The sequence below is a fragment of the Pedobacter sp. UC225_61 genome (assembly GCF_044452285.1).
Lineage (GTDB): Bacteria > Bacteroidota > Bacteroidia > Sphingobacteriales > Sphingobacteriaceae > Pedobacter.
Genome location: NZ_JBIOAL010000001.1, coordinates 585,245 through 610,653, shown reverse-complemented (window position 1 = coordinate 610,653; position 25,409 = coordinate 585,245). Strand labels below are relative to the sequence as shown.

The following is a 25,409-nucleotide window of genomic DNA, read 5'->3' as shown; positions in this document are numbered from 1 at the left end:
TGATAAATACCCCCCTAAAACCCTATTGATAATGAAAAAAATAATTTTATCTGCCCTTTGCCTATTGCCACTAGGCTTAATGGCGCAAGACTTTACTATAAAAGGTAAAGTTGGTAATTTAAATGAACCAGCTAAAGCATTTTTGATATACCGTGTTGGCTCAAACAGTATTACAGATTCTGCAACTTTAGTAAACGGTGCTTTCGAATTTAAAGGTGCTATAGAAGGCCCAACATCAGCATCTATTCGAGTGAAGCATGATGCAGCACCGGTTGACCCTAAGAAAAGAGTTCCATCTGATGTAATTTCTCTTTATTTAGAAAAAGCTACCATAAATATTAACGCAGCAGATTCAATTAAATATGCTAAAATAACTGGGTCAAAAGTAAATGATGACAATGCAAGGTTTAAAGCTTTATTTAAACAAATTGATGCGGATGTAGCTGTTCTGATGAAAGAATATAATGGTTATACAACTGAACAGAAAAAGGATACCGTATTCATGAAACCTTTTATGGCTAAGTATACTGCTGCAAATAAAGAAAGAGATCCATTGACTAAGAAATTCGCATCAGAAAATCTAGATTCATACATAGGTTTAGTTGCTTTTAGAAGTTCAATGGGATATGATATTGATCCAAAGGTTGTTGAACCAGAATTTTTAAAATATTCGGCAGAGGTAAGAGCAACTCAATATGGTAAAGACATTAAAACCGCTATTGATGGTGCTAAGAAAACTCAAATTGGGATAACTGCTGTTAATTTTACTCAAAACGACAGACACGGTATGCCAGTTCACCTTTCTGATTTTAAAGGAAGTTATGTGTTAGTTGATTTTTGGGCATCTTGGTGTGGTCCTTGTAGAGGAGAAAACCCGAATGTGGTTGCTGCCTATAATAAATATAGACATAATGGTTTTACTGTTTTAGGTGTTTCTTTAGATGGTGGAAATACACGTACTACAAAAGAAGCTTGGTTACAAGCAGTTAAAGATGATGGCTTAACGTGGACTCATGTAACTGATTTAAAAGGATGGGATAATACAGTATCAAAAAGTTTTGGTGTACAAGCTATTCCATTTAACTTTTTAGTAGATCCGAACGGAAAAATTATTGCTCGTAACATTAGAGGCGAAGAATTGCAAACTAAACTAGCTGAAATTCTTGGCAAGAAAGAAGGAAAAACACTAGCTAAGTAAAATTTTTGCCGCTGATTAGCAGATTCATTAAATGAATATTAAATCTGCGAATCAGCGGCTATTTTTTTGAGATGTTAAAGAATTAACGTTAATCGAAATTAATTACATTAAATCGAAGCCAATATCTTCTCTAAAATATTTACCGTCAAAATAAATGCGACCAGCATCTGCTGTAGCCCTTTGTAAGGCATTAAACTGATCATCTTGTAAACTGGTAATGGCAATCACTCTACCGCCATTTGATTTAACAATGCCACCTTCTAAACTAGTCCCAGCATGAAAAGCTAAAGAATCACGTAGGTTTTCAATTCCAGAAATTGCTTTCCCTTTTTCATATTCGCCTGGATAACCACCTGCAACTAGCATAATAGTTGCTGCACTTTTCTTACTGATTTTTAATTGATAATTGGCTAATTTTTTATCCGCACACGCGATGAATAATTCAACTAAATCGCTTTCTATACGAGGAATAACACTTTCCGTTTCTGGATCGCCCATACGGCAATTGTATTCAATTACATAAGGTTTATCTCCAACTTTAATCAATCCAAAGAAGATAAAACCAGTATACTCAATGTTGTCTTTTAATAAACCATCAATGGTTGGTTGAATAATTTCTTGTTTTACTTGAGCCATAAAAGCTTCATCAGCAAATGGAACAGGAGAAACCGAACCCATTCCGCCAGTATTTAAACCCGTATCGCCTTGCCCAATTCTTTTGTAATCTTTCGCTTCTGGTAAAATCACATAGTTTTTTCCATCACTCAATACAAAAACTGAAAGTTCAATTCCTGTTAAAAATTCTTCAATTACTACTGTACTTCCAGCATTGCCGAATTTTCCACCTAGCATTAATTTTAATTCTTCTTGTGCTTCGGCAACATTATCTAAAATTAAAACGCCTTTTCCAGCCGCTAAACCATCAGCTTTTAATACAATTGGTGTAGCATGATTTTGCAAATAGGCTAATCCATCTGCTAAGTTTTCATTCGTAAAAGATTTAGATGCGGCAGTAGGAATACCGTGACGCTCCATAAATTGCTTAGAAAAATCTTTGCTTCCTTCTAAAATTGCACCTTCTTTTTTTGGTCCGATAACGGGAATGTGAGTTAATTCTTCATCGTTAGCAAAAAAATCATGAATACCATTTACCAAAGGTTCTTCTGGTCCAACTACTAAAAGATTAATATTTTCTTTTAAAGCAAAGGTTTTTACTGCTTCAAAATCATTCGGATTTAAAGTTACATTTTTGCCGTAAGCCCCAGTACCCGCATTACCAGGAGCGATAAATAATTTTGAGCAATGAGTAGATTGGCTCATTTTCCAAGCAAAAGCGCACTCTCTTCCGCCAGAACCTAACAATAAAATATTCATGCAAGCAAAGATATTGCTTTCAGTTAAAAAGAGCGGTAAATAAATCAGCTAATTCCTAAATACTTGTAATTAACCAATTAGATTTCTGTATGTAAAAGATTAAAATTAGATTTGCCGCAAGAATGAAACACGTTGTTGCCATATCACTTGTATTTTTTAGCCTTACTCATCTCGCAAAAGCGGAAGATGTAGGGAGGTTAAAGCTATTAACAGAGCGGTATTGTAATAAAACGCAAAACGATTCTCAAGTTGTTAATACGGATGTCAATCAGCTTAACGACCAAAGAAATCCATTCCTATTATCATATAGTGAATTAACTTTAATTGGCTTATTGCCAGAAATTAAAGTTGCAAAACACGTTACGTATAATCACATCGTTGCCGATTTAACGATACGGAAAAAGCCAAAAAATAATAGTCCCTAATTATTTCCCTCTTTAGTATATAATCCCAATCTATTCAGATTAGGAAAAGGAATTTTTATCCCTTAACTGCCAAGTTGACTTAGTTTAAGCAATGGCTTGGTTGTTGCAAATTGAACATTTTAAGAATAATATAAACACAATCATAAAACATGTTAGGATTTTTAGCCAAGATATTTGGGAGCAAATCAGAAAGAGATATTAAAGCGTTACAGCCTTTAGTACAACAAATTAACGAAGAGTACGCAAAACTTTCGTCATTAAGTAACGACGAATTACGTTATAAAACTGTTGAGTTTAAAGAAACTATTGCATCAGCATTAGCTGATATTGATACGAAAATTGCTGATACTAAACTTAAAGCAGAAGCACAGGATTTAGCATTGCATGAAAAAACTGCTTTATACGATGAGGTTGATGCACTTGTTAAAGAACGCGATGTAGAATTGGAAAAAGTGCTATTGCAAATTTTACCAGCTGCTTTTGCAGTTGTAAAAGATACTTCTCGCCGTTTAAGTGAAAACGAGCAGTTAGAAGTTACCGCTACACAATTTGATAGAGATTATGCAGCTCGCAAAAGCAATGTAAAAATTGTTGGTGATAAAGCATATTGGGCTAACAGATGGGATGCCTCTGGAACTGAAGTAGTTTGGAACATGGTTCACTACGATGTACAGTTGATAGGTGGTATGGTTTTAAATAGCGGTAAAATAGCCGAGATGGCAACTGGTGAGGGTAAAACCTTAGTAAGTACATTGCCAGCATATTTAAATGCATTAGCTGGACAAGGTGTTCACATTGTAACCGTGAATGATTATTTAGCTCGTCGTGATAGTGAATGGAATGGGCCATTATTCGAGTTTCATGGATTGAGTGTAGACTGTATTGATAAACACGAACCAAACTCACAAGAACGTAGAAACGCTTATTTAGCAGATATTACCTACGGAACAAACAATGAATTTGGTTTCGATTATTTGCGTGACAACATGTCTCAAACGCCAGATCAATTGGTCCAACGTAAATTGCACTTCGCAATGGTAGATGAGGTCGATTCAGTATTAATTGATGATGCTCGTACACCGTTAATTATTTCTGGTCCAGTTCCTTTTGGAGATCAACACGAATTTCACGAATTAAAACCACGTATCGAACGTTTGGTAAATGCACAAAAAACATATGTTTCTTCTGCATTAAACGAAGCGAAAAAATTAATTAATGATGGTAAAACTGGAACCGAAGAAGGTGAAGGTGGTTTAGCATTATTACGTGCGCATCGTGGTTTGCCAAAAAGTAAAGCCTTAATTAAGTTTTTAAGTGAAGGAAGTGTTAGACAGACTTTATTGAAAACAGAAAATCATTATATGGCAGATCAATCTAAGAATATGCCTAAGGTAGATTCTGAGTTGTTCTTCTACATTGATGAGAAAAATAATCAAGTTGAATTAACAGAAAAAGGAATTGAGTTAATTACTCAACAAGGTGAAGACCCTAACTTTTTTGTTTTACCAGATGTAGGTACAGCAATTGCTGAAATTGAAAAATCTGATTTAAGCAGCGAGCAAAAAATAGCTCAAAAAGATGCGTTAATGCGTGATTATTCTGTGAAAGCAGAACGTATCCACTCGGTAAATCAATTATTAAAAGCGTATACTTTATTTGAAATTGATGTTGAATATATCATCGATGAAGGTAAAATTAAAATTGTAGATGAGCAGACTGGTCGTATTATGGATGGTCGCCGTTACTCTGATGGTTTGCACCAAGCAATTGAGGCGAAAGAGAATGTGAAGGTAGAAGATGCATCACAAACGTATGCAACGGTTACTTTGCAAAACTTCTTCCGTATGTACCACAAATTGTGCGGTATGACGGGTACAGCAACTACAGAAGCTGGTGAGTTTTGGTCTATTTATAAATTAGATGTGGTAGAAATTCCTACTAACCGTGTAATGGCTCGTAAAGATGAGCAAGATTATGTATACCGTACCATTCGTGAAAAATACAATGCAGTTGCAGAGGAAATTGTAAAACTAACTGAAGCGGGTCGCCCAGTTTTAGTAGGTACAACATCGGTTGAGATTTCGGAATTGTTAAGTCGTATGCTTAAACTTCGCGGAATAAAACACAATGTATTAAACGCGAAAATGCACCAAAAAGAAGCAGATATTGTTGCAGAAGCTGGTCAGGCTGGACAGGTAACCATTGCAACGAATATGGCTGGTCGTGGTACCGATATTAAATTAGGCCCAGGCGTTAAAGAAGCTGGAGGTTTAGCGATTGTAGGTACAGAACGCCATGAATCTCGTCGTGTAGATAGACAGCTACGTGGTCGTGCTGGTCGTCAAGGAGATCCAGGAACTTCGCAATTCTTCGTATCATTAGAAGATAACTTAATGCGTTTATTTGGTTCGGAGCGTATTTCTAATATTATGGTGAAAATGGGAATTGAGGATGGAGAAGTAATTCAACATTCTATGATTACCAACTCTATTGAGCGAGCTCAGAAAAAAGTGGAAGAAAACAACTTTGGCGTTCGTAAACGTTTGTTAGAGTATGATGATGTAATGAACTCACAACGTACGGTTATTTATGCTAAACGTCGCAATGCTTTATTTGGTGATCGTTTAGATGTAGATATGAATAACATGGTATTTGATGTTGCAGAAGATATTGTAACTGAATACAAAGAAGAAGGAAATTACGAAGGTTTTAGATTAGAGGTAATTAAAAACTTCTCAGCAGATACTGCAATTTCAGAACAAGATTTTAATTCTAAGAACATTCATGCTTTAACAGATACCTTGTTCGAAGAAGTTACTGCTTTTTATGCTCGTAAGTCTGAAGGTATCATCAATCAGTCTATGCAAGTGTTAAAACAAGTTTATGCAGAGCGAGGACAACAAATTGAGCAAGTTGTAGTACCATTTACAGATGGAATAAGACATATACAAGTTCCTGTTAACTTACAAAAAGCAATAGATAACAATGGTCGTGAAGTAACTAAAGCCTTCGAGAAAACAATTATTCTTGCTTTAATTGATGACAGTTGGAAGGAGCATTTGCGTGAAATGGACGAGTTAAAGCAATCCGTGCAAAATGCTGTGTATGAGCAAAAAGATCCATTAATCATTTATAAAATGGAGGCCTTCAACTTATTTAAAAGCATGTTGAATGTAGTAAATAAAGAGGTTGTAAGTTTCTTATACAAAGGTGGTATTCCAGTGCAGCAAGATGTTGATGATGTTAGAGAGGCACCAGTAGCTAAAAAGCAACCAAAATTACAAACTACTAAACAAGAGTATGGTTCAGAACAACCAGGTGTTGAGTTTGGCGATACACGTGAGGCGGTACCACAACAACCGATTCGTAAAGAAGCTACGGTTGGCAGAAACGAACCTTGTCCTTGTGGTAGTGGCAAAAAGTATAAAAACTGCCATGGTATAAACGGATAATTTGTAATACCAGATAAGAATGCCGAATTTTGTAAAAAGTTCGGCATTCTTTTTATACTACCTATTCGTCATTTGATGAAGAGTGACAAGTAATCTATCTTAATATTATGATGAGAATTTATCTATCTATTATTTTTGTATTGTGCTTTCAGTTTTCTTTTGCTCAAACTAAAGGGGAAGTTACTGTTGTTAAAGATCCTTTAATAGATAGCCTTATTGCAAAGCGAATAGAGCTAAACAGAACAAAACCAACAATTACTAACCCCACAAGTAAGGCAATAGTATCTGATATGGGTTATAGGGTACAGGTTTTTTACGGCTCTGATAGAAGAGAGGCGTTTAATGAACAGAGCAGATTTAAGGCGCTTTACCCGCAACTTAGAACATACATTACCTATAAAGAACCGAATTATTATTTACGTGTAGGGGATTTTAGAAGCAGAATGGAGGCCCAACGCTTACTGAATGAGTTAAAGGCAAATTTCCCGACATTATTTATTTTCAGAGAAAAGATAAATGCTCCTGAATTAGATGATGTAAATAAATAGCGCCTAACAAATAGATTTATGAAACAGAAGATACAAGAATTATCCGCTAAAATATATAACGATGTTGTTGGTTATCGCCATCATATTCATGCTCATCCAGAACTTTCTTTTAAAGAATTTCAAACCTCTTTGTTTATCAAAGACAAGTTAACGAAATGGGGTATCGAATTTACCGATATGGCTAATACGGGTATTGTAGGTTTAATCAAGGGCAAAATTCCATCAGAAAATATTATCGCATTGCGTGCTGATATGGATGCTTTACCTATTCATGAGGCAAATGATAAACCCTATCGATCTAAAAATCAAGGAGTAATGCATGCGTGTGGACATGATGTACATAGCTCATCACTTTTAGGTACAGCTTATATTTTAAATCAATTGAAAGATGAATTTGCGGGCACGATTAAACTAGTTTTTCAACCTGCAGAAGAAGTTTTACCAGGAGGTGCTAGCATTATGATTAAAGAAGGAGTGCTCGAAAATCCTAAACCACAAGCTATAGTTGGTCAACATGTAATGCCGTTAATCGAAACTGGTAAGGTAGGTTTTCGATCTGGAATTTATATGGCGTCAACAGATGAATTGTACGTAACCGTTCATGGGAAGGGTGGTCATGGTGCACAACCTCATCAAAATATAGATCCAGTTTTAATTACCGCTCATATCATCGTGGCATTACAGCAAATCGTTAGTCGTAATGCAGATCCTCGTTTACCATCCGTACTTTCTTTTGGTAAAGTGAATGCCAATGGTGCAACTAATATCATTCCTAATGAGGTAAAATTGGAAGGAACTTTTAGAACGCTAAACGAAGATTGGAGAAACGAAGCGCATAAGTTGATGAAGAAAATGGCTGAAGGCATTGCAGAAAGCATGGGCGGAAGTTGTGAGTTTACTATTATGCGTGGTTATCCGTTTTTAATTAATGAAGAAAAACTAACAGATAATGCTCGCACTTTTGCTGAAGAATACTTAGGAAAAGAAAATGTGATTGATTTAGATATTTGGATGGCAGCAGAAGATTTTGCATATTATTCTCAAGTAACTGATGCTTGTTTTTATCGTTTGGGGACTGGAAATGCAGAAAAAGGAACAACCTATTCTGTTCATACGCCAAACTTCGATATTGATGAAGACGCCTTAAAAACTTCAACAGGGTTGATGGCTTATATCGCTCTAAAACAACTCGGAAATTAATTAAGAACTTCGCTTTAATACTTCATTTCAAAAGGGCAAGATTTTTGTATTTAAAAAAAACATGAAAAAAATAGTTCTATTATTAGCTTTATCTATTTTCTTTTTAAAAGCTAATGGTCAAGAAATTCCACGTTTTAATCCTGATACCATTAAAACTATACAGTTAGATTCTGTAGTGGTCATTAAAGCGCAGCGTTTAAATATAGAACGATTTATCAATGCAATCATCAACGATACTAGTTTTTATCAGGCATTTCGCAACATGAAAAAGTATACTTTCATTGCTGAAAATAGAATTTATACTTACGATAAAAATGACAAAGTTGATGGGAAAGTGTATAGAAAAATAAGACATAATAACAATGGCCCTTACAAAATGGAATATTTAGTAAAGGAAGATAATGGGAAAGTTTACAAGAAAAACGGTAAGTATCAGTTGTATACAGTAGAAATGTTCGATTACATTTTTATGAACGCTTATAACACCGATTTTGTACCAAATGCACCCAGCAGTGATGGTAAGGGTGGTACGAATGAAAGTTACAAGGATAAATTAAAAACCTTAATTTTTAATCCCGGTAGACCAATTAAAGGATTGCCATTTATAGGTAGTAAAACTCAAATATTTACAGCCAATATGCGTCAGTATTATGATTATACTTTTTATAGCGGTACTTATCTAGATTCAATTCCTGTATATCGATTTAAAATTTCTGTAAAACCAGATTTAAGTAGTTGGACAAAAGATGGCTTGATGATTAAAGAGTTGGTTACCATTTTTGACAAAAGAAACTTCGAAATTCTTGGGCGGTATGTTGATATGAAATACAGCAATATGTTGTTTGATTTTGATGTGCAAATGAACATTGAAATGAGTTATTTTGATGAAGTGAAATTACCTACAAAAATCACTTATCAAGGTAATTGGGATTATCCTTTTAAGAAAGAAGAAAGGGCTAGTTTCTTAGTAGTGCATAAAGATTATAAGTTGGCTAGAGGAAAGTAAAATTGAGTGTTAATTGTTGAATTGCTAGGTGCTAGTAAACATTAACAATCCAACAATTTCATTATCTTTAACTCTCAAAAATCTCATTTATGCAATCACTTTATCGCACTAAAACAAAGTTGTTATTAGCTATTGTGCTATTTTCAACGAGTAGCTTACACGCTCAAATCTTAACTTCTAAACAAATAGATAGCGTAGCTGAAAAAACGTTAAGTACATTTAATGTTCCAGGCATTGCCGTTGCAGTTGTTAAAGATGGCAAAGTTATTCATGCAAAAGGATATGGCGTTCGCTCTATCAAAACAAATTTAAAGGTTGATGAAAACACACTTTTTGGTGTGGCATCAAATACAAAAGCATTTACTGCTGCGGCTTTGGGTATGTTGGTAGATGAGAAAAAAATAACATGGGATACGAAAGTAATTGATGTAATTCCAGAATTTAAAATGTACGATCCGTATGTAACGAGCGAATTTACTGTAAGGGATTTGTTAACGCACCGTAGTGGCTTGGGTTTAGGTGCAGGCGATTTAATGATTTGGCCAGATTCATCAACAGTAGATAAGAAACAATTGATTCATAATCTTCGGTATTTGAAACCAGTTTCTTCGTTCCGTACAAAATACGATTATGATAATTTAATGTACATTGTAGCTGGTGATGTAGTAGCAAGAGTTTCTGGGATGACCTATGAAGATTTTATAGAAAGCAAAATAATAAAACCTTTAGGCATGTCGAAAACTGCGGCATCATGGTATCGTTTAAAAGATAAATCGAATGTAATAGATGGTCATGCGCCTTATGAAGACAAATTATTGCCAGTTGGTTTAAGTTTTGGTGAAATTGCTAATGCTGCTGGCGGAATTTATTCGAGCATTACAGATATGAGTAAATGGGTTATTGCAATGATTAACGGAGGCAAATACGGTGATAACTTAGATAAAAAGTTATTCAGCCCTGCGGTTGCAAGAGAACTTTGGACACCACAAACCATTATTGCTGGCGGTAATCCGAGCAGTTTTAGTAGTTACGGATTAGGCTGGTTTTTAAGTTCAGTAAATGGAAAATTCCAGGCAACGCATACTGGTGGTTTATCCGGAATTGTAACTCAGGTTACTATTTTACCAGAACTCAAATTGGGTATTATTGTATTAACCAATCAGCAATCTGGTGCTGCATTTAATTCTATAACCAATTCCATTAAAGACGGATATTTAGACATAAAAGGCCAAAATAGAATAAAAACCTACAACGATAATAGATTAAGAAACGAGAAACAAGCAAAAGAAATTGTAGATAAAATTTGGGCAGATATCGCAACAGCACAGAAATCAAATAATACAAAACCTGATACCAAAAATTACTTGGGAACATTCAAAGATTCTTCGGTTTGGAGACGTTACCATTAGTGAAATAAATGGAAAAATGCATTTTCAGGCAAAAAATTCACCAAAATTAAGAGGAGATATGACTTATTATAAAGGCAATACTTTTATAGTAAAATGGTACGATAGAAGTTTGGATGCAGATGCGTTTGTGAATTTTAGTTTAAACAATAATGCATCAGCAGATGGATTTAAATTGGAGGCAATTTCTCCATTAACAGATTTTAGTTTCGATTTTCAGGATTTGAATTTTAAAATAACCAACACAAAATAAGAATGATGAAAAATTATATCAAATTAGGCAGACTAGTAGCATTTTTTGCTATTTTATCTTTATGCATGGCGATGAAAGCAAAACCTAAAAAAGTCATTTTCTTTGGCGATTCAATAACACAAGCCGGAGTTCAAGGCAATGGTTATATTAATCTTTTAAAAAAAACATTAGATCCTACTCAATATGAGTTAATTGGAGCTGGTGTTGGTGGAAATAAGGTATACGATCTTTACTTGAGATTAGAAGATGATGTGCTAAATAAAAAACCAGATTTAGTAATCATATATGTGGGTATAAACGATGTTTGGCATAAATTAGGAGCACATACAGGTACTGATTATGATAAATATTTGAAATTCTATCAGGCATTAATTAATAAAATTCAAGCTAACGGAAGTAAGATTGTAATGTGTACACCTTCAGTTATTGGTGAAAAGAAAAACAATGCAAACGAAGTTGATGCAGATTTAAACAAATATGCTGCTGGTATTAGAGAATTGGCTGCAAAAAATAATCTTCCGCTTTGCGATTTAAGAAAAGCTTTTACAGCGTACGAGGACAGAAATAATACTGCAGATATAGAAAAAGGCGTTTTAACTGTTGATAAAGTACATCTAAACGATGTAGGTAATCAATTGGTAGCCGATACAATGTTACCTTTTATTAAGTAAAAGCATTATCGTCATTGCGATTTCCTAGCAATAACGAATACTAATTATGATAAACCGCGAAACAATAGACAAAATAATGGATACTGCCCGAATAGAAGAGGTAGTAGGTGATTTTGTGCATTTAAAAAAACGCGGTACCAGTTTAATTGGCAATTGCCCTTTTCATGGTGAAAAAACTCCTTCATTCCATGTTTCGGTAACCAAAGGAATTTACAAGTGCTTTGGTTGTGGCAAGGGCGGAGATTCTGTTCGCTTCATTATGGAGCATGAGAAATATTCTTATCCAGAAGCACTTAAGTTTTTAGCCCAAAAATATAATATTGAGGTCGAAGAAACAGTCGAGACCGTACAAGATTTAGAAGCACAAAATGCTAAAGAAAGCTTATACATTGTATCGCAATTTGCAGCTACTTTTTTTGAAGAGCAATTATGGAATAACTCAGAAGGTAAAGCGATTGGTTTAAGTTATTTTAAAGAACGTGGTTTTAGAGCAGATATCATCAAAAAATTTAATCTGGGTTATTCGCCAGATGTTTGGGATGCATTAACTCAAGATGCGGTTAAAAATAAACATGCAGAAGAATACCTAGAAAAAACAGGTTTATCCATCAGAAATGATAAAGGTAAATTATACGATAGATTTAGAGGGAGGGTAATGTTCCCAATACACAATTTTACAGGTAGAGTAATTGGCTTTGGCGGACGAACATTAAAAACGGATAAAAATGTTCCCAAATATGTAAACTCTCCAGAAAGTGAAATTTACCATAAATCTAATGTACTATATGGTCTTTTTCATGCTAAAAAAGCAATCAGAGATTTAGATAATTGTTATTTAGTAGAAGGATATGCGGATGTGCTTTCTGTTCACCAAGCTTATATAGAAAATGTAGTTGCATCTTCAGGAACATCATTAACAATAGAACAAATACGTTTAATTGGTCGTTTTACACAAAATGTAACTATTCTTTACGATGGAGATGCAGCAGGTATAAAAGCATCTTTACGTGGATTGGATATGATTTTAGAGGAGGGATTAAACGTAAAGGTAGTGTCTTTCCCAGCAGGAGATGACCCTGATTCGTATATGCATAAAGTTGGTGCAGGAGCATTTAAAACTTACATAGAAGACAATCGTCAGGATTTTATTCTATATAAAGCAAATATCCTTTTAGCAGAAGCTGGAACAGATCCAATAAAAAGGGCTGGAATTATTAGAGATATTGTAGAAAGCATAGCCAAAATTCCAGACAATATTAAAGCCTCAGTTTTTATTCGCGAGTGCAGTAGCTTGTTAGCAATAGAAGAAAGAGTTTTGCTAAGTGAATTAAACACCATGCGGGCTGCAAAATTTAAAAAAGCATCCGCTCCTCAAGCAAGGCCATCTCAATATCAAGATATGCCTCCTGCTGATCTTTTAGCTGACGATGAACCCCAAGTAACAACTGCAGTTGCTACAAACGACGAACTACAAGAGCAAGAAATTGTGCGTTTATTGTTAGCTTTTGGACATGAATTAGTGAGTTGGGATAAGATTGATAATATGTACATCGGTTCTTTTATCATGCAAAATTTAACTGATGTTACGTTTGAAAATGAACTATGTAAAAGAATTATAGATCACTATAGGACTGAAATAGAAAATGGGCAGTTGCCAACTGCAAATCAGTTTATAAAAAGCGAGGATAGAGAAATTGCAGATCTAGCTATTACACTTTCCACTTCTCCGTACACATTAAGTGAAAACTGGTATAATAAGCATAATATTTATGTGCGTGATGAAACCATAAACTTAAAAGCAACAATTTTGGGCGGATTATATCACCTTAAAAAGAGAAAAGTAGATCGGATTTTATTGGATTTGTTGAAAGAAATTAAAACAGAAAGTGATGCTGCTAATCAAGAGATTTTGATGCAACGATATGCTTTTATTAAGAATGTAGAGAAAGAAATTTCTAGATTTCTAGGCTCTGTAATTGTTAAATAATGGCAATTCATAACGATTTAGGTATTAAAGGAGAAACAATTGCAAAGCAACATTTAGAAAAAAATGGGTATGAAATTTTAGATGAAAATTGGGTGCATGGCAAAGCAGAAGTTGATTTAATAGCTTATTTAAATAGACAAATCATTTTTGTGGAGGTAAAAACTCGGAGCTCAATAGCTTTTGGCTTACCCGAAGATTTTGTAAGCATTGCTAAACAAAAACAAATGGAATTAGCTGCAAATGAATATATAGAATTGATGAATCATGAAGGCGAAATCCGCTTTGATATTATTTCTATTCTTTTTGATAAACAAAATAATCACACTTTAAAACATATTGAAGATGCATTCTGGCCTGAAGATTAGTCAAATCAAAACCTTATTATTTATTGGAATAGTTGTCGTTTTTGTAAGCGCTTGTAAAAATTCATCTACTTATCGCAGTTTTCTTTCTCCAGAAGTTGGACAAAACGTTTCTTCAGGAACTGAAGTTGAAGTTAAAATCCTATTTGGGAAAGATAAAAAAGTGGATTCTGTGGTTTATTTAATAGATAGTACAAAAGTCGCTTCAAAAGTTGATACTACATCAATTAGATTAAAAACAGAAGAATTAAAATTAGGTAGCCATTTACTAACGGCAAAAATTTATGGGGAAGGAACAAGTGAAGAACTAACGGCAAATATTAATGTTTTAGCTGCTAAAGCTCCAATAGAATATACATATAAAATAATTAAAACTTTACCGCATGACACCTCATCTTATGTAGAAGGTTTAGAATATCACGACGGTTTCTTCTACGAAAGTGCTGGGGATTATGGACATTCTAGTTTGCGTAAAGTAGAGCCATCAACAGGAAAAGTTTTGCAATCTACACCAGTAGATAAAAAGTATTTTGCTGAAGGAATAACAGTTATTGGTGATAAAATAATTCAATTAACCTATCAAGAAAAAATGGGTTTTGTTTACGATAAAGCAACGTTAAAAAAGCTTTCAGAGTTCTCGTATACTACAGGAAAAGAGGGTTGGGGACTAGCTTTTGATGGGCAAAAAGTATTAAATACAGATGGTACAGATACTATTTTCTTTTTAGATAAGAATGATTATAGAAGAATTGGTTCAATCACTGTTTATGATAATAAAGGTTCAATCGAAAACCTAAATGAACTCGAATTTATCGATGGTAAGATTTATGCAAACGTTTATACTACCGATACCATATTAATCATTAATCCTCAAAATGGTGCTGTTGAAGGTAGAATAAATCTCTCAGGTATTTTTCCAGCAAACGATTACTTTAAAACCGATTTTGAGCGAGGAAATAATGTATTAAACGGGATTGCTTGGGATGCTAAAGGCAAACGTCTTTTTGTGACAGGTAAAAAATGGCCAAAAATATTTGAGATAAAACTAATTGCAAACTCTACAAATAAGTAGTATTAATCTTTCTTTTTGTTCTCACTTAAATAACCACTGTACATAATTGACTGCTTGTTATTGCTAACTATTGTTAGAGTAGCATAACCATTAGTACTTATATTAAAGGTCATTCTTGCATTATCTTTTACATCCTTTGTATTGATATTTACGTTCCAGCCGCCTTTTTTGGTTTTTTCGGCGTTGTAAGTGAAATTTTTGGTTTTAAACTTATATCCATTTTCATCAGGATTCATGGAAGCAGAGTATGATCTGCCATAATAAGGCAAGTAAGCAACTACACTATCTTTGGTAATACGTACATCATAAGAGCTGCCACTAAGATTAATACTTCCACCACCTACATTTCCTGGCATTTTTCGCAATACATCATTAATGTCTGTGCTATTTGTAGGAATGGCACTTGTTGCAACAAAAGCGTAATTTTTTTCTTCAACAATTCTTAAAGTTGTTGCCTTATCTGTTTGCGCATTTGCTTTGAAGCCAATCAGGACTAAAATTACAAAGGCTAGTGTTTTAAGCGTTTTCATAGGAATAAATCTATATATACCAATTAAACAAAATAATTGATTTAAAGTTTAATTGAAAACGACAAGTAAATGCAATTAGTATAAGCTTATTAGGGAATAAGATTGATCAAGGAGAGAAAATAGCACAACCCTCCCTGACCAACCTTAAAACTATGATATAGTAGCAGTTAGCACAGTCCCTGTAATAGAAGTGGCATAAACTTTTAATGCAGTTGTTGCGCCTCCATCATTAGGTTGTGCAAGCACAGCTCCTGATGAACTATACTGTGAACTATGTAGACTACATTGAATAAGATTGCTCGCCTGCACCCAATTTAGTGTGCCTCCTTGATGAGGACAAACTGCCTGTGTAGCTACAAAAGATGAAGTTGAGTTTCCTGCAGCTAGGCGGACAAATAATACACCTCCTGTAGAAACAAAAGAGCCTATAGATGTTAATTGTGAATTTAAATCCACATTAACTTTTGTTCCAACAGTGCCACCACCACCGCCTCCGCCCCCACCTCCAGGTGTTGGGCTTGGGTCATTTGATTTACTTCCGCCGCAGCCAGAAAGGCAACTTCCTGTGCATATCAGAGCCACACCAAGCCCTAAGGATTTGATAAATTCATTACGTTCCATAATTTTCTTTTTTAGTAAATTGTTGATTTAGTATCTGGATTCTTGTTTTTGAATAAGCTAAAGTTTCGAGAGATAGTGAACCCAAAACGTACACCACCTTCGGTCCATGATTTTTTGGTATTTCCGATATAGTTATTTTCTACGATGTATTCTGAATTCATAAAATTAAGGGAGAAAATATGTCCACCAGTTTCTATTTCTAATCCCACGCCAAGTGGATTATAAAATACAATAGGTAAATCTTTAGGTCTTGATAAGCCATTAACAAGTGTATAATCTGCAACGAACGAAAGACGTTTTGTTAATTTTACTCTTCCGGCAAAGCCAAGAGAAAATAAATTTTCAGGATCATCTGCTCCAGTTGTGACCGAACGAATTAATAAGGCAGGCATCACTTGGAGAGAAAGTCTGGATGAAAATTTACGAGAAAAAATAGGTTGAATGAGATAACTTAATCGATTAGAATAGTTATCAAATTCATTTGTAGAAAAGGGTTCTCTAGCTACTAGTCCAACCTGTGCTAAAAAGGTGAAATTTATCGGCATGCTACCATCGCTCTTTTGCTGAAGAAACTTTTGTTTTACATATATATCGTAAAGTTCATCGTGTTTACTTCTGCCAAATCCAACGGTTAGTTTATCCGTAATACCATAATCCAAACCAATAAATAAGTCTGTGGCAACATCTAAACCATATAGCGTATGTGCGCTACCAAATTGTCCACCAATATCTCCAAAATGATGTCGAATTCTTAAGTCTAAATCATGTTTTTTCTGCGTTTCTGTAGAATGAGATAAAACAACATGCGTTGATTTAAAAGTTGATTCAATTTTAGTAAACTTAGCTGTGCTATCTAGTGTATTAAGTAGTGAATCTGCTTTTTGCGCACTCGCTCTTAATGCAATCACCAGTAAGATTAAAAATAAATAAATAAATAGTTTAGGCTTGTTCATAATTACTTATTTAGAGGGTTTAATGTGCCTTGAATGGTTACTTTTATTGTTTCAGCAATTTTGGTAAAAACCAGACTTGGAATTTTAATTTCATGAGCAGCGCAAGCTACATTGAAGGTTGAACCTAATGTTGGAATTCCATTTTTAATGGTAATTCTTCCAGCAATCGTTCTGGGTTTATCTACACCATGAACGGTAAGTATACCTTTAGCAAAAACAGGATATTCACCATCTTTTTTCCAATCTACTTTTGGTTCGATTGTTCCCTTAAATTTGGCTAAAGGATACTTTTCGCTTTCCATGTAGTTTTCATTAAAGTGTTCCTGCATCATTTTTTTATCAAATTCCAAACTTTTAATGGGAACTTGGATCGCTAATTCTTGCGTTTGAGTCACTAAAACTGCCGTTCCAGCTGTACTAGCTGCTTTAATATCTTCCACAGGTGTAGATGAAAAAATGCTCGTTTTAATGTTTTTGCCAACATAAGTTTGTGCGCTCGCAGAAATTATAAACGCGAAATAAAGGAGCAACAGTAAGATCAGACTACTATTTTTTATTGAAATCATAACGCAGTTTTAAGGATACACCACTAGATTTTAAAGGCACATCACCTTCTCCAATTCCACTTAATGGAATTTTAACATAAGGCTCAATACCAAAACCCAATTTTTTATTTAATTTGATAGTATAGGTAGCAGATAAATCGATCACACTTAAAAAGTGCTGATTGGCATTAGTTTTCTCGGTAATTCTATCTTTTCGGCCAGATGCTGCAGTATATTTGAAAACATAATCTTCCTTTAACATTAAATAGCTAGATAAGCCAGCATTCAAATCAATGCTACTTTTTTGATGATTAGCTATAGTGTAAGACGCTCTTAATGGAATTTCTAAGACCTTACAAGCCGCATTAATTTCTGCAATAGTAGCTGCTACGGCAGGATTGTTAAATGTATAATTGTAGCTGCTTGCTGTATAATTTTTTGAACCATAGATTATACCCGTTTGTACACTTAATTTTTTTGTTAAACCTACACCAACTCCAATTCCAAAAGCTATACTACTCTTACCGCCAACAATAGAGTTTGTTGAATTAAAATCTGGCCCAACACTTAAGGCTAAACTAAATGGGATTTTACGTTTAACTTTTGTTCCCTTTTTAACTTTGTTCTCAATATCATTTTCATCGCTAATTTTAGTTTCAGGAATAGTTTGTACAACACTAGGAAAATCAACTTTGTTGCTTAATTGTTCCTGCGGTGTAGTAATAACTTCTTGAGCTTTTACAGCAACCAATGGTTTTTGCGCAATAGAACTATCAATTGTTTTACTATTCGCATTTTGTGAAATTAATAGAATAGGTTCGTTTTCAGAGTGTAATGGCGTTGCAGAATGAGTGTATTTTACAGCTTGACCTGTTCCATTAACCACTCTATTATTATTTCCATTTTCAGCAATTTTTATTTCCTCTTTTTTTGTTTGATTTAATTTCCCGTCTAAACCTTCAGCTCTTTTAGTTTCCTGTTTTTTTACTGCAATAACATTATTTTTATCTCCAACTTTTCCATTAATTAAATAAAATCCCAACCCAAATGAAAGAAAAAGCAATATGATGCTAGCATTTCTATAGAATACCAGTCGATCTCTTTTTCGCAACTTCTTCTCCATCTTCAACCATGATTCTTCCTCAAACTCAAGATACTCTTCAGTTATCCTAGTTTTAAAGGCTTGATCAAAGTCTTCATCATTCAACTCTTTCATTTCTTAATAATTAATTTTTTGTCTGCTGTGCTCAGGTGCTTCAGCTATCATTTTTTTTAAATTTTCTCTAGCTTTAAATAAGTTAGATTTAGAAGTGCCCACAGAAATGGATAGCATATTCGAAATTTCTTCATGTGAATAGCCATCTATGGCAAATAAATTGAAAACGGTTCTGTAAGCATACGATAGTTTTTGAACTAACTTTATGAGATCGTTGTAATTTAAATGGGAGAGAATGTTTTCACTATCTTCCACTTCGTGTTTATCATTTAGCTCTTCCATTTCTATTTTTTTTATTCGGCTTCTGTAATAATCTATCGATGTATTAATCATCAATGTGCTTAGCCAAGCTTTAAAAGAACGCTCCTTATCGTATCCATGGATATTCATGAAAACTTTCATAAAACCATCATTTACCATTTCAACAGCTTCATCTTTATTTTTTGCATAACGTAAACAGATCCTCATGGCATACCCATAAAAAAGACGATAAAATTCCTTCTGACTTCGTCGGTCTTTTTTTATACAGCCATTTATGAGTTCAGGTGTCAACAAAATAATTTCAATCTAGATTAGTTCAGATATTAGCAATTACGGCAGATCATTAATAAAGGTTGCCTGCGCTTAAGAAATTTATGTATAAATTATTGTATAAAGAAAAATCGCCATTTAATTGATTAATTTTCAACTAAATGGCGATTTGAGATTAGAGCCAAACTAATGGCTAATGACTTATTTTTTTCTCCATTCTTTATATAAGTTTATCAATCCATTGGTTGAAGAATCGTGTGTATTAACAGGTTGATTATCTTTTAATTCTGGTTGTATCTTTTGCGCTAACTGTTTGCCCAATTCAACTCCCCATTGGTCAAAGCTGAAGATGTTCCAAATAATTCCCTGTACAAATATTTTGTGTTCGTACAATGCAATTAAACTTCCTAAACTATAAGGAGTTACTTTTTTTAATAAAATTGAATTAGTAGGTCTGTTGCCATCAAATACTTTAAAAGGAGCTAGTTCTTTTATCTGACTTTCGGATTTTCCTGCTTCCTTCAATTCTTTTATCACTTCCTCCTCACTTTTACCATTCATTAAAGCTTCCGTTTGAGCAAAGAAATTAGATAATAAGATAGCGTGATGATCGCCTAATGGATTTAAGCTTTGCGCTGGTGCAATGAAATCGCAAGGAATTAAACGAGTGCCTTGATGTATTAATTGGTAAAAAGCATGCTGACCATTTGTTCCTGGCTCACCCCAAATTACAGGCCCAGTTTCATAATCTACTGCATTTCCATTTCTATCCACATGCTTGCCGTTGCTTTCCATGTCTCCTTGTTGAAAATATGCTGCAAAGCGATGTAAATATTGATCGTATGGTAAAATAGCATGCGTTTCTGCATTGAAAAAGTTAATATACCAAACTCCTAATAAGCCTAAAATTACAGGAATATTTTGTTCAAGTGGTGTAGTTTCAAAATGCTGATCGCTAGCATGTGCGCCTGTTAATAGTTGTTTAAAATTATCGAAACCTATGCCTAGAGAAATAGAAAGTCCAATGGCGCTCCATAACGAATAGCGACCGCCAACCCAATCCCAAAATTCGAACATGTTTTCGGTATCAATTCCAAAGGCAGCAACATCCTTTGCATTTGTACTAAGCGCAGCAAAATGTTTAGCAATATCTTCAGTTTTAGCGCCACTGTTTAAAAACCATTGTCTCGCACTATGCGCATTAGTCATAGTTTCTTGTGTAGTGAATGTTTTAGAAGCCACTAAAAATAAAGTCGTTTCAGGATTTACACTTTTTAAAGTTTCTGCCAAATGTGTCCCATCAATATTAGAAACAAAATGCAAATTTAAGCGTGTTTTGTAAGCTTTTAACCCTTCTGTAACCATTACTGGACCTAAATCTGAGCCACCAATACCAATATTCACAATGTCTGTAATTGCTTTGCCAGTATAGCCTTTCCATTCCTCAGAGATAATTGAATTACTGAATTTCTCCATTTTGGCTAGAACAGCATTTACATCAGGCATTACATCTTTACCATCCACCAAAATAGGGGTATTACTTTGGTTACGCAGGGCGACGTGTAATACAGATCTGCCTTCAGTTGCGTTAATTTTATCGCCACTAAACATCGCTTTTATCGCCTCATCTAATTTGCATTCGCGAGCCAATTGAACGAGTAAAGCTAAAGTAGTATCGTTAATTCTGTTCTTAGAAAAATCAACTAAAATATCCTCAAATAAGATGGAGAACTTTTTAAACCGTTCTTCGTCTTCAGTAAATAACTCTTTTAAATTAGTTTCATTAATAGCTATAAAATGATCTGCTAAATATTTGTAAGCATTTGTAGTGGTAAAATTTATTTTTGGAAGCATAATTGAATATTTATTAATGTAAATCTACAAACAAAACATTAATTTGATGATATTTCAGTTGTTGTAGTATTTGATTTAAAAATGAATAACACTGAATATATAAAAATTCACACCATTAATAATTCAACTAGTTTTTAAAGAAATTATTATTTAAACTTATATTGCAAAAAAAAATCTATAAATGCCTAAAACGCTTTCACTAACGGGTCTATGTTGCCTTGTAATCTATTTGTTTACTTTGAGTTCTTGTGATAAGGAAATTCAAAAGGAGATAGAAACTAAAACTGTTCGGGATACAGTTAAGATAATAGACACATTAGATGTTGATAGACCAATAAATCTCAAAGCTACAAAAGGGTTATTTGGCACTAAAATAAATGTCTCTTGGACCCCAATGCCTCTTGCTCAAAAGTATCAGCTCTACAAATTCAATGAAGCAACTCAGAAATATGTTTTGTTAAAAGAATTATCTGATACTACTTTTGATGATTTGATAATTGCTAAACCCCTCACTAAGAACTTTTATAAAGTGAGAACATTTAATAACGCAACTTCCTTTAGTAGATTTAGCGATGCAGATTTTGGGTATACCTCTGGTTTAAATTATTACAAATATTTAGCTTTTGGATCAGAAGGCTCTGGAGCATCACAGTTTAATTTTACAATGCACATCACTTCAGATTCCAATGGAAACATATATGTTAGTGATGAAGGTGCAAATAGAGTGTTGAAATTTAATTCTACTGGAACGTTCTTGGAACAGTTTTATAGTGGCTCTGGAGCAAGAGCAATGGCATTTTTTGCCAATGGGAATTATGTTGCAACCAGAACGAAAAGCCAAACCTATGTTCAACTATTCAATGCTAGTAAACAACTCATTAGAGAATGGGGAACCTATGGTACAGGAGATAGCAATTTTGGAAATATTGAAGAATTAACTATCGATGATGACCAAAATATATGGATTGTTGATGGGATAAATCACCGAATAAAAAAATACGACCAAAATGGAAATCTATTGCTGAAATTTGGCAAACAGGGAAATGCTAACGGAGACTTCGATGCTCCATTTGGAATTTGTTATTTTAAGAGTAAAATTTATGTTAGCGATACTAGAAATAGTAGAATACAGGTTTTTGATAAAACTGGAAAATATTTAAAGACATTTGCAAATAAGAACGCTTATTATGCTATTAAGGCCAAAGGTGACAATTTATATATTGCCACCTCTAGTTATATTATTAAAACAGATGAAAATGGTGATGTGCAAGAAAAAATTGGAGAGGGACAGTTTCAACTTGCTGTCGGAGTAACAATTGGTCCAAATGATGAAGTGATAGTTTGTGATGTTTATGGAAGAAAAATTGTCATTTTTAAAAAGGGATAACTAGCGTACCAAGAGCATTTATACTAGGAAAAGCTTTGTGTAACTTGTTTGATTATTATATGCCGATCAAGAAGAAATAACAGATTATACGTAAATTTATTTTGTGAGTGGTTTGCAGCTTTAGTCTTTGAGTATCAGTTTTTATATATTTGTGCTATGACTAAAGAACTAATTCAGGATTTAAGGGACAGAGTAACGTCGCTGAGGAGGTATCTTTGACGTTGAAAACCGACTAGAAGATATTCGCATAGAGCAAGAACTCACCTTGCAGCCCAATTTTTGGGACGATCCTAAAAAAGCCGAAAAACATATTGCAGAAATTAATGCAAAGAAAGTCTGGACAGATGGTTGGCAGAAGGCCAATGCTGCAGTTGAAGATGTAGAAGTGCTGTATGATTTTTTTCAAAGTGGCGATGCTACCGAGCAAGAACTCCAAGAACAATTTGATATAAGCTTAAAGGCTGTTGAAGAGTTAGAGTTGAAGAATATGCTCAAAACCAAACAAGATTCATTAAATGCAGTTGTCCAAATTACAGCAGGCGCAGGCGGCACAGAAAGTTGCGATTGGGCGTACATGCTCATGCGGATGTATTTAATGTGGGCAGAGAAAAATGGCTATAAAGTAACAGAACAAGATTATCAAGAAGGCGAGGTTGCAGGAATTAAATCTGTAACGATTGAAATTGCTGGCGAATTTGCTTATGGTTACTTAAAAGGAGAAAACGGAGTGCATCGTTTGGTGCGAATTTCTCCATTCGATTCAAATGCTCGTCGTCATACTTCATTTGCATCTGTTTATGTGTATCCTTTAGTGGATGATACCATCCAAATTGATATCAATCCAGCAGATGTAGAATTCGAAACATTTAGAGCAGGTGGCGCAGGTGGACAAAATGTAAACAAAGTGGAAACTGCAGTTCGTTTATACCATAAACCTTCAGGTATCATCATCAAAAATCAAGAATCTAGATCGCAGTTACAAAATAAGGAAAATGCCTTGCGTTTACTGAAATCACAATTGTATGAAATAGAACAACGCAAACGCGATGAAGAAACGGCATTAATTGAAGGTTCTAAAAAGAAAATTGAATGGGGTTCGCAAATTAGAAGTTATGTGTTGGATGATAGACGCGTAAAAGATCACCGAACAAATTATCAAACTTCAAATCCCCAAGCAGTACTTGATGGAGATATAAACGAATTTTTGAAAGCGTATCTGATGGAGTTTTAATATGCATTGCCGTCATGCTGAATTTATTTCAGCATCTTTCTTATATAAACAGACCCTGAAATGAATTCAGGGTAACGATATGTAAATTCAACAATAATTTTGATACTTTTAAGCTGTAATTAAATCATCCAATGAAAAAGCTATTCATTTTTTTATTTTCTCTTTTTATAGTCATGGAAGTAAACGCTCAACAAGTTATTCCGCTTTACAATGGTGCAATTCCCGGAGCAAAAACTCCACCCGCAGATTATAAAGAAGCCATAGTAACAGGGGCAGATGGCGTAACGAGAGTAAGTAAGGTTACAGATCCATCGTTAATAGCCTATATTCCTGCCAAACCAAATGGCACAGCAGTAATTATTTGTCCGGGAGGTGGGTATGGAATATTAGCTATTGATAAAGAAGGAAATAACGTCGCTAAAAAATTCAATGAGGTAGGGATAACAGCTTTTGTATTAAAATACCGTTTACCGAGCGATTTAATTATGGATGATAAATCGATGGGGCCGCTACAAGATGCATTGCAAGCTATTTATTTAGTTCGTAAAAATGCAAATGTATGGGGAATAAACCCAGCTAAAATTGGTGTAATGGGTTTTTCTGCTGGCGGACATTTGGCAGCTAGCTTAAGTGTTCATTACAACGACATGAAAGTTCAAAACCAAGAGAATATCAGTTTAAGACCAAATTTCTCTTTGTTAATCTATCCCGTAATTACTTTCGGAAGTTATGCTCACGCTGGCTCAGTTAAAAACTTAGTAGGCGATCAGCCTACAGATGCGCAAAGACGCTACTTTTCTACAGAACTTCACGTCAATGCGCAAACCCCACCAACATTTTTAGTTCACGCAAATAACGATGGCTCCGTGCCAGTTAAAAATAGTTTAGCGTATGATGAAGCTTTGGCTAAGAATAAAGTGCTATCAGAAATGCACATTTATCAGGCTGGTGGACATGGTTTTGGTTTAAATAATACCACAACAAAAGAAAATTGGTTCGAAACCATGAAAAACTGGATGCGAAACAATAACCTATTGTAAGAGTAAACTGTGATTGCTAAAAAGAAAATACTTGCAATTATTGGAAGTACGAGAGCGAATTCATCCAATCTTAAGTTAGTTGCTAAAATAGAAGCGCTATCCAAAAAGGTTTTCGATCTTACTATTTTTGATGAAATTTCCAGTCTTCCACACTTTAATCCAGACCTTGACACTAATCATCCACCAGAAAATGTAATTAGCTTTCGGAAAAAAATAGCTGAGGCAGATGGCATAATTATTTGCACACCAGAATATATTTTCAGCTTACCAGGAAGTTTAAAAAATGCAATTGAATGGTGTGTTTCTACAACGGTCTTTTCTCAAAAACCAGTCGGCTTAATTACAGCATCAGCTTCTGGAGATAAAGCAAGTGAAGAATTGCAATTAATTATGCAAACCCTAGAGACTAAATTTAATGAGCATACAACTTTGCTAATCAAAGGAATTAAAGGAAAAATAAACGACCAATTAGAAATTGCAGATACAGCAACATTATCCAACGTGATAAAATTTATTGATGCTTTTCAGGACTTATTAAAGCAATAGC

At 34.3% G+C, this 25,409-nt stretch carries 24 protein-coding genes; 16 read left to right on the top strand and 8 right to left on the bottom strand.

The window, feature by feature from the left end; genetic code table 11:
- The first annotated feature begins 31 nt into the window (after positions 1-31).
- Positions 32-1,198 (top strand): redoxin domain-containing protein, encoded by a 1,167-nt coding sequence (locus ACHMWN_RS02955; RefSeq protein ID WP_397297614.1) that lies wholly within the window; start codon positions 32-34, stop codon positions 1,196-1,198.
- 102 nt (positions 1,199-1,300) lie between these two features.
- Here the strand turns inward: ACHMWN_RS02955 and purD are convergent, their stop codons facing one another.
- Complete coding sequence (purD, locus tag ACHMWN_RS02950) at positions 1,301-2,572, bottom strand: phosphoribosylamine--glycine ligase (protein WP_397297613.1); 1,272 nt, start codon at positions 2,570-2,572, stop codon at positions 1,301-1,303.
- A 122-nt stretch (positions 2,573-2,694) separates the two neighbouring features.
- Here purD and ACHMWN_RS02945 point away from each other — a divergent pair, with 122 nt between their 5' ends.
- The 11 genes from ACHMWN_RS02945 to ACHMWN_RS02895 all read left to right on the top strand — a co-directional run bounded on the left by ACHMWN_RS02945 (position 2,695) and on the right by ACHMWN_RS02895 (position 14,954).
- The gene (locus tag ACHMWN_RS02945; RefSeq protein ID WP_182923261.1) at positions 2,695-2,997 is read left to right on the top strand and encodes a hypothetical protein; all 303 of its coding nucleotides are present in this window, start codon (positions 2,695-2,697) and stop codon (positions 2,995-2,997) included.
- Between the two features lie 149 nt (positions 2,998-3,146).
- The gene (secA, locus tag ACHMWN_RS02940; RefSeq protein ID WP_397297611.1) at positions 3,147-6,449 is read left to right on the top strand and encodes a preprotein translocase subunit SecA; all 3,303 of its coding nucleotides are present in this window, start codon (positions 3,147-3,149) and stop codon (positions 6,447-6,449) included.
- Positions 6,450-6,556: 107 nt separating this feature from the next.
- A complete protein-coding gene (locus tag ACHMWN_RS02935; protein WP_397297610.1) occupies positions 6,557-6,997 on the top strand; it encodes an SPOR domain-containing protein in 441 nt (146 codons plus the stop codon).
- An 18-nt stretch (positions 6,998-7,015) separates the two neighbouring features.
- A complete protein-coding gene (locus ACHMWN_RS02930) occupies positions 7,016-8,197 on the top strand; it encodes a M20 family metallopeptidase (protein WP_397297609.1) in 1,182 nt (393 codons plus the stop codon).
- 61 nt (positions 8,198-8,258) lie between these two features.
- Positions 8,259-9,203, top strand: coding sequence for a hypothetical protein (locus ACHMWN_RS02925; protein WP_397297608.1), 945 nt, complete (start codon positions 8,259-8,261; stop codon positions 9,201-9,203).
- Between the two features lie 89 nt (positions 9,204-9,292).
- On the top strand, positions 9,293-10,612 hold the full coding sequence (locus tag ACHMWN_RS02920) for a serine hydrolase domain-containing protein (protein WP_397297607.1): 1,320 nt from the start codon (positions 9,293-9,295) through the stop codon (positions 10,610-10,612).
- A gap of 16 nt (positions 10,613-10,628) precedes the next feature.
- Positions 10,629-10,862, top strand: a complete 234-nt coding sequence (locus ACHMWN_RS02915; RefSeq protein ID WP_397297605.1) for a DUF3471 domain-containing protein — start codon at positions 10,629-10,631, stop codon at positions 10,860-10,862.
- Between the two features lie 5 nt (positions 10,863-10,867).
- Complete coding sequence (locus ACHMWN_RS02910; RefSeq protein WP_397297603.1) at positions 10,868-11,533, top strand: SGNH/GDSL hydrolase family protein; 666 nt, start codon at positions 10,868-10,870, stop codon at positions 11,531-11,533.
- 46 nt (positions 11,534-11,579) lie between these two features.
- Complete coding sequence (gene dnaG / locus ACHMWN_RS02905) at positions 11,580-13,520, top strand: DNA primase (RefSeq protein WP_397297601.1); 1,941 nt, start codon at positions 11,580-11,582, stop codon at positions 13,518-13,520.
- Complete coding sequence (locus tag ACHMWN_RS02900) at positions 13,520-13,885, top strand: YraN family protein (RefSeq protein WP_397297599.1); 366 nt, start codon at positions 13,520-13,522, stop codon at positions 13,883-13,885. Before dnaG ends, ACHMWN_RS02900 begins: the two co-directional genes overlap by 1 nt.
- A complete protein-coding gene (locus ACHMWN_RS02895) occupies positions 13,863-14,954 on the top strand; it encodes a glutaminyl-peptide cyclotransferase (protein ID WP_397297597.1) in 1,092 nt (363 codons plus the stop codon). The genes ACHMWN_RS02900 and ACHMWN_RS02895 overlap by 23 nt, the downstream gene beginning before the upstream one ends.
- 2 nt (positions 14,955-14,956) lie before the next feature.
- On the opposite strand, the gene ACHMWN_RS02890 is transcribed toward ACHMWN_RS02895, so the two are convergent.
- The 7 genes from ACHMWN_RS02890 to pgi all read right to left on the bottom strand — a co-directional run bounded on the left by ACHMWN_RS02890 (position 14,957) and on the right by pgi (position 21,204).
- Positions 14,957-15,484: a DUF4251 domain-containing protein gene (locus ACHMWN_RS02890; protein ID WP_397297595.1), complete on the bottom strand. Its 528-nt coding sequence runs from the start codon at positions 15,482-15,484 to the stop codon at positions 14,957-14,959.
- Between the two features lie 150 nt (positions 15,485-15,634).
- The gene (locus ACHMWN_RS02885) at positions 15,635-16,105 is read right to left on the bottom strand and encodes a Rieske 2Fe-2S domain-containing protein (protein WP_397297593.1); all 471 of its coding nucleotides are present in this window, start codon (positions 16,103-16,105) and stop codon (positions 15,635-15,637) included.
- 11 nt (positions 16,106-16,116) lie between these two features.
- Positions 16,117-17,058 (bottom strand): DUF5777 family beta-barrel protein, encoded by a 942-nt coding sequence (locus ACHMWN_RS02880; RefSeq protein WP_397297591.1) that lies wholly within the window; start codon positions 17,056-17,058, stop codon positions 16,117-16,119.
- 2 nt (positions 17,059-17,060) lie between these two features.
- On the bottom strand, positions 17,061-17,624 hold the full coding sequence (locus ACHMWN_RS02875; protein ID WP_397297590.1) for a YceI family protein: 564 nt from the start codon (positions 17,622-17,624) through the stop codon (positions 17,061-17,063).
- The gene (locus ACHMWN_RS02870) at positions 17,605-18,819 is read right to left on the bottom strand and encodes a hypothetical protein (RefSeq protein WP_397297589.1); all 1,215 of its coding nucleotides are present in this window, start codon (positions 18,817-18,819) and stop codon (positions 17,605-17,607) included. The genes ACHMWN_RS02875 and ACHMWN_RS02870 overlap by 20 nt, the downstream gene beginning before the upstream one ends.
- Positions 18,820-18,822: 3 nt before the next feature.
- Complete coding sequence (locus ACHMWN_RS02865; RefSeq protein ID WP_397297587.1) at positions 18,823-19,287, bottom strand: RNA polymerase sigma factor; 465 nt, start codon at positions 19,285-19,287, stop codon at positions 18,823-18,825.
- Between the two features lie 264 nt (positions 19,288-19,551).
- Positions 19,552-21,204 (bottom strand): glucose-6-phosphate isomerase, encoded by a 1,653-nt coding sequence (gene pgi, locus ACHMWN_RS02860; RefSeq protein WP_397297585.1) that lies wholly within the window; start codon positions 21,202-21,204, stop codon positions 19,552-19,554.
- 181 nt (positions 21,205-21,385) lie between these two features.
- Here pgi and ACHMWN_RS02855 point away from each other — a divergent pair, with 181 nt between their 5' ends.
- The 4 genes from ACHMWN_RS02855 (at position 21,386) to ACHMWN_RS02840 (ending at position 25,408) form a co-directional block, all read left to right on the top strand.
- Complete coding sequence (locus ACHMWN_RS02855) at positions 21,386-22,591, top strand: hypothetical protein (RefSeq protein WP_397297583.1); 1,206 nt, start codon at positions 21,386-21,388, stop codon at positions 22,589-22,591.
- Between the two features lie 156 nt (positions 22,592-22,747).
- Positions 22,748-23,822, top strand: a protein-coding gene (gene prfB, locus ACHMWN_RS02850; RefSeq protein WP_397297581.1) for a peptide chain release factor 2 whose coding sequence is annotated in 2 segments (ribosomal slippage) — positions 22,748-22,807 and positions 22,809-23,822 — 1,074 coding nt in all. Because the reading frame shifts where the segments join, the coding sequence is not laid out codon by codon here.
- A 131-nt stretch (positions 23,823-23,953) separates the two neighbouring features.
- Positions 23,954-24,862, top strand: coding sequence for an alpha/beta hydrolase (locus tag ACHMWN_RS02845; protein ID WP_397297579.1), 909 nt, complete (start codon positions 23,954-23,956; stop codon positions 24,860-24,862).
- Positions 24,863-24,871: 9 nt separating this feature from the next.
- Positions 24,872-25,408, top strand: coding sequence for an NADPH-dependent FMN reductase (locus ACHMWN_RS02840; protein ID WP_397297577.1), 537 nt, complete (start codon positions 24,872-24,874; stop codon positions 25,406-25,408).
- Position 25,409 lies beyond the last annotated feature (1 nt).